13 protein-coding genes, 1 pseudogene and 2 riboswitches are annotated in these 18,113 nt (G+C 66.4%); of the genes and pseudogenes, 8 read left to right on the top strand and 6 right to left on the bottom strand.

From position 1 onward, the window contains the following. Nucleotides 1–107 precede the first annotated feature (107 nt). Nucleotides 108–230, bottom strand: a riboswitch (guanidine-I (ykkC/yxkD leader). Nucleotides 231–685: 455 nt separating this feature from the next. Further along, a riboswitch (guanidine-I (ykkC/yxkD leader) is annotated at nucleotides 686–821 on the top strand. A 59-nt stretch (nucleotides 822–880) separates the two neighbouring features. From ABD05_RS32745 to ABD05_RS32720, 6 genes are all read left to right on the top strand, one after another. Continuing rightward, nucleotides 881–1,636, top strand: a complete 756-nt coding sequence (locus ABD05_RS32745) for an urea amidolyase associated protein UAAP1 (RefSeq protein ID WP_047904286.1) — start codon at nucleotides 881–883, stop codon at nucleotides 1,634–1,636. 11 nt (nucleotides 1,637–1,647) lie between these two features. Next, complete coding sequence (locus tag ABD05_RS32740) at nucleotides 1,648–2,304, top strand: urea amidolyase associated protein UAAP2 (RefSeq protein WP_047904285.1); 657 nt, start codon at nucleotides 1,648–1,650, stop codon at nucleotides 2,302–2,304. A 79-nt stretch (nucleotides 2,305–2,383) separates the two neighbouring features. Continuing rightward, on the top strand, nucleotides 2,384–5,974 hold the full coding sequence (gene uca, locus ABD05_RS32735; RefSeq protein ID WP_047904284.1) for an urea carboxylase: 3,591 nt from the start codon (nucleotides 2,384–2,386) through the stop codon (nucleotides 5,972–5,974). Continuing rightward, nucleotides 5,971–7,923 (top strand): allophanate hydrolase, encoded by a 1,953-nt coding sequence (gene atzF / locus ABD05_RS32730; protein ID WP_047904283.1) that lies wholly within the window; start codon nucleotides 5,971–5,973, stop codon nucleotides 7,921–7,923. The genes uca and atzF overlap by 4 nt, the downstream gene beginning before the upstream one ends. Nucleotides 7,924–7,971: 48 nt before the next feature. Further along, on the top strand, nucleotides 7,972–8,946 hold the full coding sequence (locus tag ABD05_RS32725) for an ABC transporter permease (RefSeq protein ID WP_047904282.1): 975 nt from the start codon (nucleotides 7,972–7,974) through the stop codon (nucleotides 8,944–8,946). Between the two features lie 45 nt (nucleotides 8,947–8,991). Then, on the top strand, nucleotides 8,992–9,906 hold the full coding sequence (locus ABD05_RS32720; protein ID WP_047904690.1) for an ABC transporter ATP-binding protein: 915 nt from the start codon (nucleotides 8,992–8,994) through the stop codon (nucleotides 9,904–9,906). A gap of 153 nt (nucleotides 9,907–10,059) precedes the next feature. On the opposite strand, the gene ABD05_RS39155 is transcribed toward ABD05_RS32720, so the two are convergent. The 4 genes from ABD05_RS39155 to ABD05_RS32705 form a co-directional block, all read right to left on the bottom strand. Next, on the bottom strand, nucleotides 10,060–10,518 hold the full coding sequence (locus ABD05_RS39155; protein ID WP_238594199.1) for an ANTAR domain-containing response regulator: 459 nt from the start codon (nucleotides 10,516–10,518) through the stop codon (nucleotides 10,060–10,062). 93 nt (nucleotides 10,519–10,611) lie between these two features. Next, nucleotides 10,612–11,412 (bottom strand): nitrate- and nitrite sensing domain-containing protein, encoded by an 801-nt coding sequence (locus ABD05_RS39150; protein WP_238594198.1) that lies wholly within the window; start codon nucleotides 11,410–11,412, stop codon nucleotides 10,612–10,614. A gap of 254 nt (nucleotides 11,413–11,666) precedes the next feature. Further along, a complete protein-coding gene (gene ansP, locus ABD05_RS32710) occupies nucleotides 11,667–13,157 on the bottom strand; it encodes an L-asparagine permease (protein WP_047904281.1) in 1,491 nt (496 codons plus the stop codon). Nucleotides 13,158–13,927: 770 nt separating this feature from the next. Next, nucleotides 13,928–15,625 (bottom strand): M4 family metallopeptidase, encoded by a 1,698-nt coding sequence (locus ABD05_RS32705; protein WP_047904280.1) that lies wholly within the window; start codon nucleotides 15,623–15,625, stop codon nucleotides 13,928–13,930. A 422-nt stretch (nucleotides 15,626–16,047) separates the two neighbouring features. On the opposite strand from ABD05_RS32705, the pseudogene ABD05_RS38150 reads away from it, so the two are divergent. Both ABD05_RS38150 and ABD05_RS39370 read left to right on the top strand, forming a co-directional pair. Then, a pseudogene (locus tag ABD05_RS38150) lies at nucleotides 16,048–16,188 on the top strand (integrase core domain-containing protein); the annotation flags it as partial. Nucleotides 16,189–16,257: 69 nt separating this feature from the next. Then, nucleotides 16,258–16,389, top strand: coding sequence for a hypothetical protein (locus ABD05_RS39370; protein ID WP_261309960.1), 132 nt, complete (start codon nucleotides 16,258–16,260; stop codon nucleotides 16,387–16,389). Nucleotides 16,390–16,547: 158 nt separating this feature from the next. Here the strand turns inward: ABD05_RS39370 and ABD05_RS32700 are convergent, their stop codons facing one another. Then, nucleotides 16,548–17,555, bottom strand: coding sequence for a lipase family protein (locus ABD05_RS32700; RefSeq protein ID WP_047904279.1), 1,008 nt, complete (start codon nucleotides 17,553–17,555; stop codon nucleotides 16,548–16,550). Between the two features lie 47 nt (nucleotides 17,556–17,602). Next, nucleotides 17,603–17,935, bottom strand: a complete 333-nt coding sequence (locus ABD05_RS32695; protein WP_047904278.1) for a hypothetical protein — start codon at nucleotides 17,933–17,935, stop codon at nucleotides 17,603–17,605. Between the last annotated feature and the right edge of the window lie 178 nt (nucleotides 17,936–18,113).

Genomic DNA, 18,113 nt, shown 5'->3' with positions numbered 1-18,113 from the left:
CGTCGGCACGGGTCGCGCCAAGGCGCGATCCGGCCGCGTGACCGGTTCCTGCGGATGCGGGACGAACGACCGGCCACGGAGAGGCGCGACGGCCGTCGCCATCGCCAATCTCCCGGGCTTTTGTCCCGCCGTGTAGCGCCATGCGCGCATGGTCGGACGACCATACGCACCGGCACCGGGCTGCTCTCGGACCAGACGTTCGACGAACCGGAACCCTAGCATCCCTAAGATGCGACACCGCCGCACCTCTCGGGATCGGAACGAGCGAGAAGCATGCCAGCGGTGCGATCCGGCCGCCGACGTGCGCCGGAAACGCGCCGTTCAGCGACGGCGCGCGGCGCGCTGAAGTTCGATGAAACGGGCGGAGAAGAGCGCGGCCAGCGCGCGCCGAAGCAGGTCGAGTTTGTTCATGAGCGGTCGTTCGACAGAGTGACGGTGGGCGTATTCAGCAATGGCCGTGCCATTGCGATCGCACGCGGTACGCGCACGCATCGCTGCCCCGCGCTGGTGCCGGCCGCGTTCGCCTGGTGCGCGGGCTGCCCAACCCGAGGGCAGCCGAGGGTCGCGCATCGTGCGCAGCCCGGTCGCCGCGGCCTCGCCGGACGGGGTTCGGCGCGGCCGCGGAAGGCGCTGGCACGCAACTCGCTTAATTCCCGTCCGAGAGGTGCGAAGCAATTTGCATCATCTTCAGGATCGCTAGGGTTCCGGTCGCGCGGCGTCACACGCCGTGCGATGCCTGGTCCGAGAGCAATCCGGTCTTGCCGCCTGCCTTGTTGCGAGGATCCGGCGAGGCTCCACGGAGGGACAAAAGCCCGGGAGGTCGCGATGTCGTTCGGTCGCCCTCTCACGCCTTTTGTCCAACCCGATCCGAGGAGCCGCCATGTCGCCGAGCCCCCAAGCCTCGCTTGCCCCGTTGCCGCACGTCGTGTGGGAAACGGTCATTCCCGCCGGAACCCATTGGTCCGGCATCCTGCGCCGCGGTCTCGCGCTGCGCATCGTCGACGTCGACGGCTGCGCGAACCTGTCCGCCGTGTTTCATCGCCACGAAGATCCGCTCGAACGCTACAACATGGCCGACACGCTGAAGGCGCAGCACACCGCGCACCTGACGCGCGGCCACGCGCTGTATACGGACATGGGCCGCGTGATCGCATCGATCACGGCCGATACGCTCGGCTGGCACGATCCGCTCGGCGGCATCGGCGACGCGCGGTTGTTCGCGCGCAAGTACGGCGAGTCGTCGTATCAGGCCGAGCGCAACGCGATGATCCGCAACGGCCGCGACAGTCTCGTGCTCGAACTCGCGAAATACGGGCTGTCCGCGCGCGACCTCGTCGCGAACGTCAATTTCTTCAGCAAGCTCGCGCCGCGCGACGACGGTTCGTTCGACTTCGTCCCGGGCCATTCGCCGGCCGGCAGTGCGTTCGACCTGCGCTTCGAGATGAACACGCTCGCCGCGTTCTCGACCGCGCCGCATCCGCTCGATCCTCAGCCGGCCTATGCGCCGAAGCCCGTGAAGCTGATCGCATACCGCGCGTACCCGGCCGATGCAGCCGCGCCGGAAGCCGACCTGTGCCGCACCGCATGCGCGGAGAACACGCGCGGCTTCATCAATACCGACCGACTGTTCGCGTGAGGAGACCCGACATGCCGATCATCGAAAGCCGCCTCGACCCGCGGCACGCGATCTACGACACCACGCTGAACGCCGGCGAGCCGTGGCTGCACGACGTGAAGCGCGGGCAGGTGCTGCGCATCCTCGACCTCGAAGGCAACCAGGCCGTCGACACGCTGTTCTATCGCACCGACGCACCCGACGAGCGCTACAGCGCGCAGGACACGATCCGCGAGCAGCGCAACCTGTACCTGAGCGCGGGCAGCGTGCTGCTGTCCAGCCTCGGCAATCCGATGGTGACGATCGTCGCCGATACCTGCGGCCGCCACGACACGCTCGGCGGCGCGTGCGCGGCCGAGAGCAACACGGTGCGCTACGCGCTCGACAAGCGCCACATGCACAACTGCCGCGACAGTTTCCTCAATGCGATCGCGCACTGCTCATGCGGCACCGGCGCGCGGCTGACCAAGCGCGACCTCGTCGGCAACGTCAATTTCTTCATGAACGTGCCGGTTACGCCGCTCGGCGGGCTGACGTTCGAGGACGGCATTTCCGCGCCCGGCAAGTATGTCGAGATGCGCGCGGAGATGGACGTCACGGTGCTGATCTCGAACTGCCCGCAGCTCAACAATCCGTGCAACGGTTACAACCCGACGCCGGTGCGGCTCACGATCTGGGAGGCGCGATGAACGACCCGCACGCTCTCTATTTTTCGCTGCCCCCCGAGGGGGCGGTTGCCTGCCTCGGGGCGGCCCGGCGGGAGGCAACATGAGATTCGCAAAAGTCCTCGTCGCGAACCGCGGCGAAATCGCGTGCCGCGTGATTCGCACGCTGAAGCGGCTCGGCATCGCGTCGGTCGCGATCTACTCGGAAGCCGATCGCGATGCGCGCCACGTGACGCTCGCCGACGAAGCCGTTTGCGTCGGCGCCGCGCCGGCGGCCGACAGCTACCTGAACGTCGCCGCGATCCTCGCTGCGGCGCACGCGACCGGTGCGCAGGCCGTGCATCCCGGCTACGGTTTCCTGTCGGAGAACGCCGACTTCGCCGACGCATGCGAGGCCGCCGGCCTGCGCTTCATCGGGCCGCGCGGCGCGCAGATGCGCGCATTCGGCCTCAAGCACACCGCGCGCGAACTGGCGCACGCGCACGACGTCGCGCTGCTGCCGGGCACCGGGCTGCTCGCCGATGTCACGACGGCGCTCGCGCAAGCCGACGCGATCGGCTATCCGGTGATGCTGAAGAGCACGGCGGGCGGCGGCGGGATCGGCATGTCGCTGTGCCGCGACGCCGCGCAGCTCGCCGCGGCGTTCGAATCCGTCGTGCGGCTCGGCAGCGCGAACTTCGCGCATGCGGGCGTCTACCTGGAGAAGTTCGTCGAGCACGCGCGGCACATCGAGGTGCAGATCTTCGGCGACGGGCGCGGCGGCGTGATCGCGCTCGGCGAGCGCGACTGCTCGGTGCAGCGGCGCAACCAGAAGGTGATCGAGGAAACGCCCGCGCCGGATCTCGCCGACGGCGAGCGCGCCGCGCTGCACGCGAGCGCGGTGCGGCTCGCGCGCGCGGTCGCCTATGCGTCGGCCGGCACCGTCGAGTTCGTGTTCGATGCGCGCGACCGCCGCTTCTATTTTCTCGAGGTGAATACGCGGCTGCAGGTCGAGCATTGCGTGACGGAAGCCGTGACGGGCATCGATCTCGTCGAATGGATGATCCTGCAGGCCGAAGGCGACCTGCCGCCGCTCGATACGCTCGCCGTCGCGCCGCGCGGCGCGAGCATCCAGGTGCGGCTCTATGCGGAAGACCCGCACAAGCAGTTCCAGCCGAGCGCGGGTGTGCTGACGCATGTCGCGTTTCCCGACGCGGTGCGTGTCGACACGTGGATCGACTCGGGCACCGAGGTCAGCGCGTATTACGATCCGCTGCTCGCCAAGCTGATCGTGCGCGGCGACACGCGCCGCGATGCGCTCGCGGCGTTGCGCGACGCGCTGGCCGCGACCGAGCTGTACGGGATCGAGACCAATCTCGACTACCTGCGCGCGATCGCCGGTTCCGACACGTTCGCGCGCGGCGCGCAGACCACCGCGTTCCTGTCGCGTTTCGCGTTCGCGCCGCACACGATCGACGTGCTCGACGGCGGCGTGCAGACGACCGTGCAGCAAACGCCGGGCCGCGTCGGCTACTGGGCCGTCGGCGTGCCGCCGTCCGGGCCGATGGACGACCGCGCGTTCGATCTCGCGAATGCGCTGCTCGGCAATCCGCGCGACGCGGCCGGCCTCGAGTTCACGATGGTCGGCGCGACGCTGCGCTTCAATACCGACACGCTGTTCGTGCTCGGCGGCGCGCCGCTCGCGGCTACGCTCGACGGCGCACCCGCACCGTTCTGGCAGGTGCTGCGCGCGGCGCCCGGCGCGGTGCTGAAGCTGGGCGGCGTGACGGGCGCGGGCGTGCGCGCGTGTCTCGCGGTGAAGGGCGGGCTGCAGGTGCCCGACTACCTGGGCAGCAAGGCGACCTTCACGCTCGGCCAGTTCGGCGGCCACGCGGGCCGCGCGCTGCGCAAGGGCGACGTGCTGCACCTTCATGCGGACGCGGGGCGCGGCGATGCGGGCGCGACGCTCGCCGAAGCCGACCGGCCGGCGCTCACGCATGCATGGACGCTCGGCGTGCTCGACGGCCCGCACGGCGCGCCGGATTTCTTCACGGCGGACGACATCGCGATGCTGTACGACACGCGCTGGACGGTCCATTACAACTCGAGCCGCACGGGCGTGCGGCTGATCGGCCCGAAGCCGCAATGGGCGCGCGCGGACGGCGGCGAAGCGGGACTGCATCCGTCGAACATCCACGACAACGCGTACGCGATCGGCGCGGTCGATTTCACCGGGGACATGCCGGTGATACTCGGGCCCGACGGGCCGAGCCTCGGCGGCTTCGTGTGCCCGGTGACGGTCGTGCGCGACGAGCTGTGGAAGCTCGGGCAGTTGCGGCCGGGCGACACCGTGCAGTTCGCGCGCGTGGCCGCGGTTCCCGAGCGCGCATCGCCGGCATCGGCTTTCTTGTCGAACGCGGCTGCGCCGGACGACTGCGTGCTGTACCGCGATCCGGCGGCCGGCAACGGCATCGGCGTCGTCTACCGGCGTTCGGGCGATCGCAACGTGCTGATCGAGTACGGCCCGCTCGCGCTCGACCTGAACCTGCGCTTTCGCGTGCACGCGCTGATGTGCTGGCTCGATGCGAACCGGCTGCCCGGCATGCTCGACCTCACGCCCGGGATCCGCTCGTTGCAGGTGCATTTCGATGCACGGGCGCTGCCGCTCGATGCGCTGCTCGCGCATCTGCAGGCGGCCGAGCGCGAATTGCCCGACGTCGCCGACATGCGCGTGCCGAACCGGATCGTGCATCTGCCGCTGTCGTGGGACGACCCGTCGACACGCGTCGCGATCGAGCGCTACATGCAGTCGGTGCGGCCGGATGCGCCGTGGTGCCCGAGCAATATCGAGTTCATCCGCCGGATCAATGGACTGAAAGGCATCGACGACGTGAAGCGCATCGTGTTCGACGCACGCTATCTGGTGATGGGGCTCGGCGACGTTTATCTCGGCGCGCCTGTGGCGACGCCGATCGATCCGCGGCACCGGCTCGTGACGACCAAGTACAACCCGGCGCGCACGTGGACGCCGGAGAACGCGGTCGGCATCGGCGGCGCGTACCTGTGCGTGTACGGGATGGAAGGGCCCGGCGGCTATCAGTTCGTCGGCCGCACGGTGCAGATGTGGAACCGTCACCGGACGACGCGCGCGTTCGAGCCCGGCCAGCCGTGGCTGCTGCGGTTCTTCGACGAGATCCGTTTCCACGAGGTCAGCGAGGTCGAGCTGACCGAACTGCGCGCGGATTTCATCGCGGGCCGCGCCGAGCTGAAGATCGAGGAATCCGTGTTCGATCTCGGCGCGTACAACCGCTTCCTGCGCGACGAAGCCGAATCGATTGCCGCGTTCAAGGCGTCGCAGCAGGCCGCGTTCGATGACGAGCGCGAGCGCTGGCGGGCGACCGGTCATGCGGAGTACATCGGCGAGGCCGGGCAGGGCGACATCGGCGCGGCGCTGGCCGACGACACGCTCGACGACGCGCAACGCGCCATTACCGCCGACGTGTCGGGCAGCGTCTGGAAGGTGCTGGTCGAAGCCGGCGCGCGCGTGACCGAAGGGCAGGTCGTCGCGATTCTCGAATCGATGAAGATGGAGGTGTCCGTGGTGGCGATGGAAGACGGCGTGATCGAGACGGTCGATTGCGCGCCGGGCGCGGCGGTCGTCGCCGGCCAGCGGCTGATGGTGATGAAGGCCGGCGCGGCCGAGGAGGTCGCATGAAGCCCTTCGATCGTCATCCGCTCCCCGATCTGCGCTCGATCGCCGCGCTGCGCGCGCGGTACGAGGCCGGCAGCCTGACGCCGCATGCGCTCGTCGATGCGATCGCCGCGCACTTCGACGCGGGCGATCCGCATCATGCGTGGATCCGGCCGCTGACGCACGACGAAATGACACGTTACGCGGATGCGCTGGCCGGACGCGACATCGCCACGCTGCCGCTGTATGGCGTGCCGTTCGCGATCAAGGACAACATCGACCTGGCCGGCATTCCGACGACGGCGGCGTGTCCCGCTTACGCGTATGTGCCGTCGCGCAGCGCGCCGGTCGTCCAGCGATTGATCGCTGCCGGTGCGATCCCGATCGGCAAGACCAATCTCGACCAGTTCGCGACCGGGCTGTCCGGGCAGCGCTCGCCGCACGGCGCGTGCCGCAATGCGCTCGATCCGCGTTATGCGTCGGGCGGATCGAGTTCGGGATCGGCCGTGGCCGTCGCGCTCGGCGTCGCCGCGTTCGCGCTCGGCACCGACACGGCCGGGTCGGGCCGGGTGCCGGCCGCGTTCCACGGGCTCGTCGGGCTCAAGCCGACCAAGGGCGTGCTGAGTACGCTCGGCGTCGTGCCGGCGTGCCGGTCGCTCGACTGCGTGTCGGTGTTCGCGCATTCGCCGGGCGACGCGCGCGCGGTATTCGCCGTTGCGCACGGCGTGACGGTCGGCGATCCGTACGGACGCGCATGGCAGCCGCTGCTCGACGAGGACGGCTGTCATGCGCGGCACGCCCGGCCGCTCGCCAGCATGCGCTTCGGCATGCCGCGCGCCGATCAGCTCGAGTTCTTCGGCGACGCATCGTATCGGGCCGCGTGGCAAGCGGCCGTCGAACGCCTGCGTGCGACCGGCGCGCAAGTCGTCGAGATCGATTTCGGCGCGTTCCTCGCGACCGCGCGGCTGCTGTACGAAGGGCCGTGGGTCGCCGAGCGGCTGGCCGCGATCGGCGGGTTCTTCGCGGAACGGCCCGACGCGCTGCATCCGGTGATTCGCGAGATCGTCGGCGGCGCGGCGCGTTTCAGTGCCGCCAACGCGTTCGCGGCGTTCGACCGGCTCGCCGCATTGCGTGTCGACGCCGCCCGCGCATGGGACGGCATCGATGCGATCGTGATGCCGACGTCGGCGACGACTTCGACCGTCGACGAACTGGAAGCCGATCCGATCGGCGTCAACGCGCGCTTCGGTTATTACACGAACTTCGTCAACCTGCTCGACCTGTCCGCGATCGCGGTGCCGGCCGGCGCCTGCGAAACCGGCCCGCACGCGGGTTTGCCGTTCGGCATCACGTTCGTCGGCCGCGCGCACGACGATGCGATGCTGCTCGATCTGGCCGGCGCGTGGGCCGATGTGCAGGCGGGCGACGCCGTGGCGGGCGAGGGCGCTTGTAACGTCAATGCCGATATCGATGCCGACGATCATGCAAACGTAGGCGCGAACGAACGTCATGCCGCCGCGCGCGACAAGCGTTCCGGTGCGATCACGCTCCCGCTCGCCGCGCCGGCGGGTGTCGTGCGCGTGGCCGTCGTCGGCGCGCACCTGCGCGGCGAGCCGCTGAACGGGCAACTCACGCAGCGCGGCGCGCGCTTCGTCGCCGCGACGACCACCGCGCCCGCCTACCGCCTCTACGCATTGAGCGCGGCCGTGTCGGGCGGCGTCGCGAAGCCCGGCCTCGTGCGCGTGCCGGAAGACGGCGCGGCGATTGCTGTCGAGATCTGGGAGATGCCGGTCGCTGCGTACGGCAGCTTCGTCGCCGGCATCGGCGCGCCGCTCGGCATCGGCACGCTGACGCTCGCGGAAGGCGCGCAGGTGCAGGGCTTTTTATGCGAACCCGCCGCGCTCGACGGCGCCGTCGACATCACGCGCTTCGGCGGCTGGCGTGCTTACCGCGCGAACGGCGCGCCGCGCTGAATGCCCGGTCGCCCGCGACCGGCAAGCAACACGATACGGAGATTCACCATGTCAGTGACCCGCAATACGACCGACTGGCTCGCGGTGCGCCGCGAGCTGTCGACCCGCGGCAAGTGGACGCTCGGCGTCGCATCCTTCCTGCTGCCGCTCGCCGTCTGGTGCGTGCTCAGCTACGTGCCGTTCGTCTGGCATCCGCAGGTGCACATCACGAACCCCGGCAGCGTCGATTATTTCCAGCCCGGCATGCAGGTCGACCGCGATGTGTTCGACGACGAGCTCGCGCATGCGCGTGCGACGCATGCGGCCGTGCCCGAAGGCCTGCGCGCGAACCCCGTGTACCTGCCCGCGCCGCATCAGGTGCTGCGCGCGTTCTACACGGCGTTCACGACGCCGCCGGCATCGCGCGACGGCGTGTGGCTGCACGAAAGCCTGTGGCACAGCATCCGCATCATCTTCTGGGGCTTCGTGATTTCGTCGGCGATCGGCGTGCCGATCGGCATCGTGTGCGGCACCTTCAGCGCGCTCGCGCGGCTGCAGGAGCCGTTCTTCGAGTTCTTCCGCTATCTGCCCGCGCCGGCGTTCGGCGCGCTGATGGTGGCGATCCTCGGCATCTACGACGCGCCGAAGATCGCGATCATCGTGATCGGCACGTTCTTCCAGCAGGTGCTGATCGTCGCGAACACCACGCGCAAGCTCGAGTACGGGCTGTTCGAGGCGGCGCTGACGCTCGGCACGAAGAAGCCGGGGCTGATCGCGCACGTCGTCGTGCCGGGCATCCTGCCCGACCTGTATCGCGACCAGCGGATCCTGCTCGGCTGGGCGTGGACCTACCTGATCGTCGCCGAACTGGTCGGCACCAGCTCGGGCATCACGTGGTACATCAGCCAGCAGGCGCGCTACCAGCATTTCGACAACGTGTATGCCGCAATCCTGATGATCGGGATCATCGGCCTCGGCACCGACATCGTGCTCGCGCTGCTCGGCCGCCGGCTGTTTCCATGGGACCGCACGCTGAAGGCGTGACGGCTGAACACGATGACCTACCGCATCCTTTCGGAAGAGACGATCATGCAGAATCCGCATAGCCTTCCCGACTACCTGCTCCAGTCCGACGCCGTCCGCGAACGCTTCGCACGCCTGAAGGAACGTGACGTGATCCTCGACGTGCGCCATCTCGGCAAACGCTTCCGGTCGCCGCAGGGCGAAGTGGTCGCGCTCGACGACATCAGCTTCCGCACCCACCGGCGCGAGTTCGTCTGCGTGATCGGGCCGTCCGGTTGCGGCAAGTCGACGCTGATCCGCATCCTGGCCGGGCTCGAGTCGCAGACGAGCGGCGACGTGCTGCTCGACGGCAAGCCCGTGCAGGGCCCCGGCGCCGATCGCGGGATGGTGTTCCAGGGCTACACGCTGTTTCCGTGGCTGACCGTGAAGAAGAACGTGATGTTCGGCCTGAGGCGCAACGGCAGCAGCAGCGGCGAGGCGGAGCGCGAAGCGCTGCAGTGGCTCGACCTCGTCGGGCTCACGCGCTTCGCGGACGTGTATCCGCACCAGTTGTCGGGCGGGATGAAGCAGCGCGTCGCGATCGCGCGCGCGCTCGCGAACCGGCCGCGCATCCTGCTGATGGACGAACCGTTCGGCGCGCTCGATGCACAGACCCGCGCGAAGATGCAGGCGCACCTGCTCGACATCTGGCGCAACATCGACGTGACGGTCCTGTTCATCACGCACGATCTCGACGAGGCGATCCTGCTCGCGGACCGGATTCTCGTGCTGAAGGCCAACCCGGGCGCAGTGCAGGAACTGATCGAGGTGCCGGTGCCGCGCCCGCGCAGTTACTCGCAGTTCAACACGCCGGAATTCATCGCGACGAAGGCGCGGCTCGAAGCGCTGATCCATCCGGAGCCGGCGGGCGAAGCGCCGGATGAAGACGCGGTGCGCCCGCACATGATCCGAATGACGGACGTGACGGACAACGTCGAGTGACGTGCGCCGCCCCGCTGCGCGACGAAGGCGGCGGGGCGCGACATGCCGGGGGGCGGCGGCCGCGAGCCGATCGCGGCATGTCGCACACGGGCGGTGCAGTTCGCGCTTCCTGCACACGCCGCACGCGCTATCGCGGTGCGCGGCGCGTCCCGGTCAGGTCGTGCCGTCGCCACGCGGCGTCGGCGTGCGTCGTTGCGTACGTCGTCGCGCGGCAGGCTGCGCGTGCTCGTCGACGAATCGCTCGGGCGACGTCAGCGCGTCTTCCGCGATATCGGCAAGCGGCCGATTGCCGTCCATCGACGCTTTCTGCAGCATCCGGTACGCCTCGTCCTCCCGCAGGTTGAAGCGCGTCATCAGCGTGTTTTTCGCGCGCTGCACGAGCTTGCGTTCGTAGAGTGCGCGACGTGCCGCGTCGAGTTCGACCTCCGCGCCGGCCAGTCGCGCCGATTGCGATTCCAACAGGGATTTGAGGCTGGCGAGCGTCGACGGATCGGCGCCGGAGAGACGCTCCGGCAGTTCGTGAACCGCCGCGCGCGCCGACAGCGGATCGCCGGCGAAGAAATGGGCGAGCGCCTGGATATGCGGCGGCGGATTGTTCCGCAACTGCGCCATCAGGCGCTCGGAGTCGCGCAGCGTCCGATGTGCGTCGTCGATCCGGGCGTCGCACGTTTCCTGCACCTGCAGCGTCAGCGCAATCTGAAGGTGTCAGAGATCGTCGATGCGCTCGCTCGCGGCGTCGAACCATGCCTCGCTCAGGCCGGCATCGAGCGTGTCGCCCGCGTGCGCCGTGCACAATATGCGTCGCAGCTTCTCGAGCGCCGCCATGTGCGGCCCCGTCATGCGCGTTTCCCGCCATGCGTTTTGCCCGGCACTCGCGAAATTCGCAAAGACTTCGAGACTGCGCTCCTGCGCCGCGACCAGATACAGCAGGCGCTGCTGCTGGTCCGCCGAAAACGCGCCCGCCGCGAACATGTGCGCGCCGACGGCGCGTTCCTGCCCCGCTTCCTCCTTGCCTTCGACGACATGGACGAGCGCGATCAGCATGCGCGACACCGCCGGATCCGCCGCGCTGTCGGCGAGCTGGAAAATCAGCTCGACCAGGCCGCCGATCACGGTGCTGAACGCCTGGACCGAATCCGGCGCGGATAGCGCGATTCGGTCGATCCGTTCCCGCAGCACATCCAGCGATTCCAGGTCGAGCAGCACCCATGCGATCAGCGACAGCAGGCGCGACGTCGAGCCGTGCGCGGGCGCCAGTTCCAGGTCCAGGCGTTCGCGCAGTTGCGCGACGAGCGGTGCGGATTCGTCGCGTGCCGCCGCGCGTTCCGCGATGAAACGCCGGCCGAGCGACGCCAGATAGATGCTGGTCGCGCCGCGCTCGCGCTGCAGCGCGTGGATCAGGCGGCCGAGCAGGTCGATCAGCTCGATCTGTTCGGCCACACGGCGCAGCGACGCGATTTCCTGCTGCTTGGCGAGCAGCGCGAATTGCAGGGCGGTGGCGGACATGGTGACGTTGAACGGCGGCAGGGGCTAATTGCAGTGTAGTGCGGACAATAAATGTCGTTGTCGCGGGCAACGCCTGGAGAGCCGGCCGGCTCGTCGATGCGGCGCTCTGCCGAGCGGAAATCCTGGTCTGGCGAGCAGGGCGGCCGAACCTGCCCGCCCGCCAGCATTTCGTCAAACGGTGTCATGTGATTTCCCGGAACCGCGCAGGGCGGCCCTCGTCCTCGGGTCGGTCGCCATCCGCTGTCGGGCGTCGCCTAGTTGTCGCCTTTTTCGAGGACGTTCTGCGTGAGCGTGACCGACGGAATCGTCGGCTTGAGCAACGCGCGGCGCGCGCGGCCGCTTAGCCACTTCCAGCCGGCGACGAGCAACAGTGCGACCAGCGGAATCGACGCGATCGTCCACGTGCCGTTCGGGTAGTCGAATGCCATCAGGACCAGCACGCCGAGCAGGAACAGCAGCGTGAGCCACGATGTCACCGGCGCGCCGGGCATCCTGAACGACACGTCGTCCACTTCGCCGCGTTTGACGGCCGCCCGGAATTTCATCTGGCAGACGATGATGAACCCCCACGTGCTGATGATGCCGAGCGACGCGATGTTCAGCACGATCTCGAACACGCTCGACGGCACGAGATAGTTGAGCAGCACGCCGATCACGTAGATCGCGACCGTCACGAGAATGCCCGCGTACGGCACGGATTGCGTGCTCATCCGCCCGAGGAACGCGGGGGCCGAGCCACCCATCGACAGCGAACGCAGCACGCGCCCGGTCGAATACAGCCCCGAGTTGAGACTCGACAGCGCCGCCGTCAATACCACCAGGTTCATCACCGAGCCGATACCGGGAACGCCGAGCGCGCCGAAGAACGTGACGAACGGGCTTTGCCCTGCCTTGTACGCGCTCCACGGCAGCAGGCAGACGAGCAGCACGACCGACGCGACGTAGAAGATCGCAATGCGCCAGATCACGCTGTTGATCGCGCGCGGCAGCACCTTGCGTGCATCCTTGCATTCGCCGGCGGCCGTGCCGACCAGTTCGACGCCCGCGAACGCGAACACCACGCCCTGAACCAGCACGAGTGCCGGCATCAGTCCGTGCGGGAAAAAACCGCCGTTGTCGGTGATCAGGTGCATGCCCGTGTCGTGGCCCGCGACGTGCCCGCCCGTGCCCAGGATCACGGAGCCGATGCCGAGAAACAGCACGATCGCGGCGACCTTGATCAACGCAAACCAGAACTCCATTTCGGCGAACCACTTCACGCCGATCAGATTCATCGTGGCGACGATGCAGAGCGCAATCAACGCGAAGATCCATTGCGGCACACCGGCGAACGGCGTCCAGTAATGCATGTAGAGCGCGACCGCGGTAATGTCGACGATGCCGGTCATGGCCCAGTTCAGGAAATACATCCAGCCCGCCACGAAAGACGCTTTCTCGCCGAGGAATTCGCGCGCGTACGACACGAAACTGCCGCTGCTCGGCCGGTGCATCACCAGCTCGCCGAGCGCACGCAGGATCAGGAACGAAAACACGCCGCACACCAGGTAGACGATAGCGAGCGCCGGCCCCGCAGCCTGAAGGCGCGCGCCGGCCCCGAGGAAAAGCCCCGTGCCGATCGCACCGCCGATCGCGATCATCTGTACCTGTCGATTGCCGAGCGTCTTGTGATAGCCGGCCTCGTGGGATTCGAGCCAGCTGCGTTTGTTGGTTTCGCCGGTCGGCGACGGTTCAGGAATCGATGCCATGGCTGCACCCTCTCGCATTTGCGTGATCGCATTCATCCTGATCGCGTGACGATCAGGACCCACCGGCACCTGCGACCACGACGCGTAGAGACACGCCGGGCATCCTGGTCGCGGCTCGCCGGCAACGGCGAGGGGCACGGTCAGACACGAAAGTATTCAGCCTTAATTCCGCTCACAAACAGCATGCAAATTTGGACTGAACCTGTTCGAATCCGTGCATACGGGTGTCGTGGAAAGCTTTTTGTTATATGACTTCCCGTTTTTGGGGCGTTGCCTTCGACGACGCACCTTTTCGGCTTCCGCGCCGAATCTCGTCAACCGCAACGTCGATGTCGAGCGGCCGAACAAGATCCGGCACGGCGGCATGGTACGGCGCGCTGTCGCAGCGCGGTCAGGAGATCCTGCGGCTGCCGCGCAGTGTCGCGTCGAACCGGGCGGATTGAAAACATCCTGAGAGCCAGGCGTCGACGACGCGGCGTGGATCGCGCGGCTGGAAATCGCATTGAAACGTCAGGGGATGGGCGAGGGGAGCCGATGAGCTTGGGTTCGGGTCCGGCGCGTCGACATCCCGCCGGCGTCGCTTTCGCGAACCCGCAGTCCCGCTGCACGGATGAATTGTCCGCCGATCAGCCGCCTGCCATCGCAGGCGGCCGATCGACACCTGCCTTTGTCACGCCCGAGCGTCGCGTGACCTCGATCGGCTCGCTTTTCCCCGAACCGAAGTACCGCCACGCGACCTTCCGGTGTTCAACACGCCCACACAAGCGCGATCAATTCACCCCGACCGCACTCCACGCGCGCGCGACCGTTGCGCTCTCGGCCGAGTTCGCGCCATACAGGTCGTTCGCCGCCTGGATCGATGCGCGCCGCGCGCTCGTGTAGCTCGAGTTGGCGTTCAGGTACACGGTCAGCGTCCGGTACCAGATCTTGCCGGCCTTGTCGCGACCGAGGCCGCTGAAGGTCGTGTCGCCGTTGCAGACCAGCTGCGTCCTCGACAGGCCGGTGTCGGTCGACGGCACCGCCGGGCCTTCCGACAGCAGGTAGAAGAAGCGGTTGCCGACGCCCGACGTGAAGTGCGGATCGTGGCGCGGATTCGACCACGAGAAGCCGCCGGACGGATAGCAGCTGAACGACCGGCCATCGAGATCCTGCTTGTACATCTTGCGCAGGCCGCCGCTCACCACGCGCGCGCCGATCACGTAGTTGCCGGGATCGTTCGCGTTGTTCGCGTAGAACTTCACGAGCGTGCCGAAGATGTCGGACGTCGACTCGTTCAGGCCGCCCGCGTCGCCCGAATAGTTCAGGTTGGCGGTGGCCTCGGTCACGCCGTGGCTCATCTCGTGCCCGGCCACGTCGACCGACACGACGGGCTTCGGCAGGCTCGTACCCGACTGGCCGTCGCCGTACACCATGATGTGCGACGGCATCCATGCCGCGTTCGCGCCGGTCGTGCCGCTGCCGGTGTCGAACACCACGTGCGCGAAACTCCTCACGCCGCGCCCGTCGTTGAAGATGCCGTTACGGTTGTGCGCAGTCTTGTAGTAGTCCCAAGTCAACGCGAGGCCGTAGTCGATGTCGGCGGCGACGGTCTGCCGGTCGGTGGTCGAGCTGTTGCCCCACACGTTCGTGCTGCTCGTGAAGATCGGCAGGTCGGTCGCTTGCTCGACGTCCTCCGCGATCAGCCCGCGGCCGTCGTAGACGGAGCCGCTGCCGCGGGTCGGATCGAGCATCCGGTAAGCGTTCGTGCCGGTCTGGTCGGTGGTCAGCGTCAGGTTGCCGTAGTACAGCGAGCGGCCGGTGCCGGTCGCGGCGGCGGTCTTGATCAGGTCCTGCGCGTCGAGCACGGTGCCCGTGCGCGCGTCGACGTAGTACAGCACGGCATCGCCGTGCGCGTCGGTCCCCTTGCCGTATACGCGCACTGCGTAGGCCAGCGTCGGCGTGACGTCGCGCGCGAACACGACGAGTTCCGCGTCATCGACGCGGCGCACGTCCGATGCGAAACGCGCGGCCGCGATGCGCTTGACCCTGGCCGCGCCCACGTCGGGCGCGTTGCGTACCACGAAGCGGTCGCCGACCTTGCCGATCTTGCCGGCGAGATCGATCGGCGCGGGCTGGGTCAGGCTCGCTTGCTTCAGTTGCCCCTGGTTCGAATGGACGACGACGTCGCCGCCGATCACGGGCAGACCCGCGTAGAAGCGGTCGAAGCGCACGTGCTCGGTGCCGTCGGGATCGACGATCACGTCGCGTACCTGGAACTGGTCGCCGTCCGTCGGCGCGCTCGCCTGCGGCGCCGCGAACTTCAACGTGCGTGCGGCGCTGCCGGTAGCCAGGCTGAAAGCGGACGGGTTCTGCTGGATCAGTTGCAGCGCCTTGTCGACCGCGGCCGGCTGGTCGCCGGCTTGGGCAAATGCGCTGAGACTCGCGAGGGTAATCGCGGTGATGGACAGCAGACGAGACAGTTTCTTCATGTAATCCCCCAGATTATGGATAAATGCGTGATTTTCGAGGAATGCATCAAGTAAAAACGTTGATGTGAGACATGTCGCGAACCGCAGGGGCATGCTAGAAGGTCGTTTTTATAATTACAAGATATTTTCTAATAAATTAATTTTTAATCATGCCGATGTTAATCAAGTCAGGATTTGGTGAGAAACGTGAAATGATCTAGTCGGCCGCGTTGGCGGTATCGGCAACTTCGCGCGGAAGGGAACACTTGGTGAGCGTCGAGAAACTAGGGGTGAGGCGGAGGGACACCGCTCGAACGGAACCGGCGATTTGAAGCGGAGCAACAACGTCAGCCGTAATTTACTTTATTAAATAGTTGCCTTGATTGTTGATGGCGTTTGCGGGGTAATGCAATTGATTCATGGTGCCGCGTTTAGCACTTATGGAAGCGAAGGTTGTGATCGAGCAGTGGCGACGCCACTACGATGCCATCCGGCCGCATTCGAGTCTGTGATGCCTGACGTCCGACGAGTTCAGGCCGCAGTGCTGTTCGCCTGGATCAACCGAGGCCGTTCCCAAAGACTGAAATGCCCCGAAGGAATCGGGCAGGTCACCCGATCAAGGCTGGTGTTTCGCGATGGAGGACTGACTCGACATGACAAACACCATGGCGGTGTTGCGCGAGATCCTGGGCGAGGATCTCGCGACCGAGTTGATGGCGCTGCCGGAAACACTTGCGGCATGCTTTGCGCCGCCGCCATTGCAACCGTTCCAGCACTTTGAGTGACCGATGAGAGAAACTTTACTCTGGTCTATTCCAATGGATTGCGCACCAGCCACATCATGCGTCGCGTCATCCGTCAGTGATGAGGTGAAATCAATAACACCCGGCCACGCGCCATTCCCCAGGGCGTGGAGGATAGCCGCGTAGCTCGGGAACCGCGCTCACTGTCCCTGAGTGGGAGGCGGCGGGGGCAAAGGGATATCGGTCAGATTCAGCCCCAGAAGCAACATATATTGGGGGATATGCTGATACCCGGCCTGCAGAAAGAAATCCGTAATCGTATTATCAGGCTGTCCGTCAAGTGTCTTTTGCTGGGAGCCGTCATTTCCCCATTGGTTGTAATTAAGCGGTAGCGAATTGATACTTATCGCATCGATAAGCAGCTTGATGGCGTCGGAGGGCGGAGAGGAACTATAGATCGTTTTCACGCTCTGGATAGTTTTTGCATTCCACGCCATCGGCACGATGTCGCACGTGTTCCATACCCGTGTCGCGTTGGCTCCCATTTGTTCGTCAAAGTAACTGGCAAAGATATCATTGCCCGCCGTCGGTGCGGCAAAGGTTTCGCAGGTGAATTTCAGGTTCGACGCCTGCAAGTCGCGCGCATTCTTCAGATACAGGACAAGGGCGGATGCCAGGGCCCCACCCAGGCTGTGCCCGATCACGTTGATCGTGCTCGAGGGTCGCACCGTCTTGAGAAAATCGACGAGCGTCGCGCCGTTCGAGTCAGTGGTCAGGATAACGGACGACAGTCCTATATCCGTTCCGGCCGATATGCCCGCCAGGTCCGAGCACGACGGTACGTACTTCCGGAACGACACGAGGGTTTTGTACAGATTGTCCTCCAGAAGGTCGACCGGGGAAGCGAAATCGGTGCCGCTGGTCACCACCGAATATTCGCCTGTGGCTACCGATTGCAGCACCACGGTGATGTGGGCCGCATATTGATCCGAATCGGGGTCCCGAAGTACGGCGGGGCCCCAAGCGATACTGAACTGGTTGTTCTTGGTCATCTTGGAAAGGTTCAGGCCATTGCTGATGGCCTGACTGACCTGCTCCACGGTCGGATCTTTAATTGCCTTTCCCGTAAAAAAGTCGGTAGCTGAATTGTTGACGACGTAGGCTAACGTGAGATTGATCTGCGCTTGCTCGGTACCGGTGTTCGACATGATTGATCTTCTCCAGATGGATTGAACATTCGACTCCCGTGCTGCAATTACGCCAGCGGTGCCGGCGGCATCCAGTGGCTGATCGACGGCGCCTGCCTCCTGTCTGCGCCGTGGATCAACTCGTCGTTGAGGGCATACATGTTCCGGCCGAGGCTCACGACAAGCCTGCCCGATGCGACGCGTGCGTCGGCACCAGCGGATCGCCCTTCGGCGTGTAGAACTCCATGTGGCAGCCGTCCGGCGTCGCGCGGCGATTGAACGACCATTTCAGTTTCCTTGTCCGCTTGCCGTATGGAGGCAAGGGGCAGATATAGGGTCTCGGTTTCGACGCCGCCGGCGAAAAATCTATGAACCGGCATCACGAATGACACACCGTCCATCTGATTCTTGACGACCTGGCTCGGAACGTTGCGAACGCTACAGAACCGAGAGAAGCGCGCGGCGCGAACCGTCTCGTCTGGCAGTGCGGTTCAGGTAGCGCGCATACCGGCATTTCCCTTCCTGTTTCCTTCTGGCATTCGTTGGTGATCCTGACAGTAGTCCATTGAGCGTTAATCG

The sequence above is a fragment of the Burkholderia pyrrocinia genome (assembly GCF_001028665.1).
Classification (GTDB): Bacteria; Pseudomonadota; Gammaproteobacteria; order Burkholderiales; family Burkholderiaceae; genus Burkholderia; species Burkholderia pyrrocinia.
This window is presented reverse-complemented; position numbering and strand designations above follow the sequence as displayed.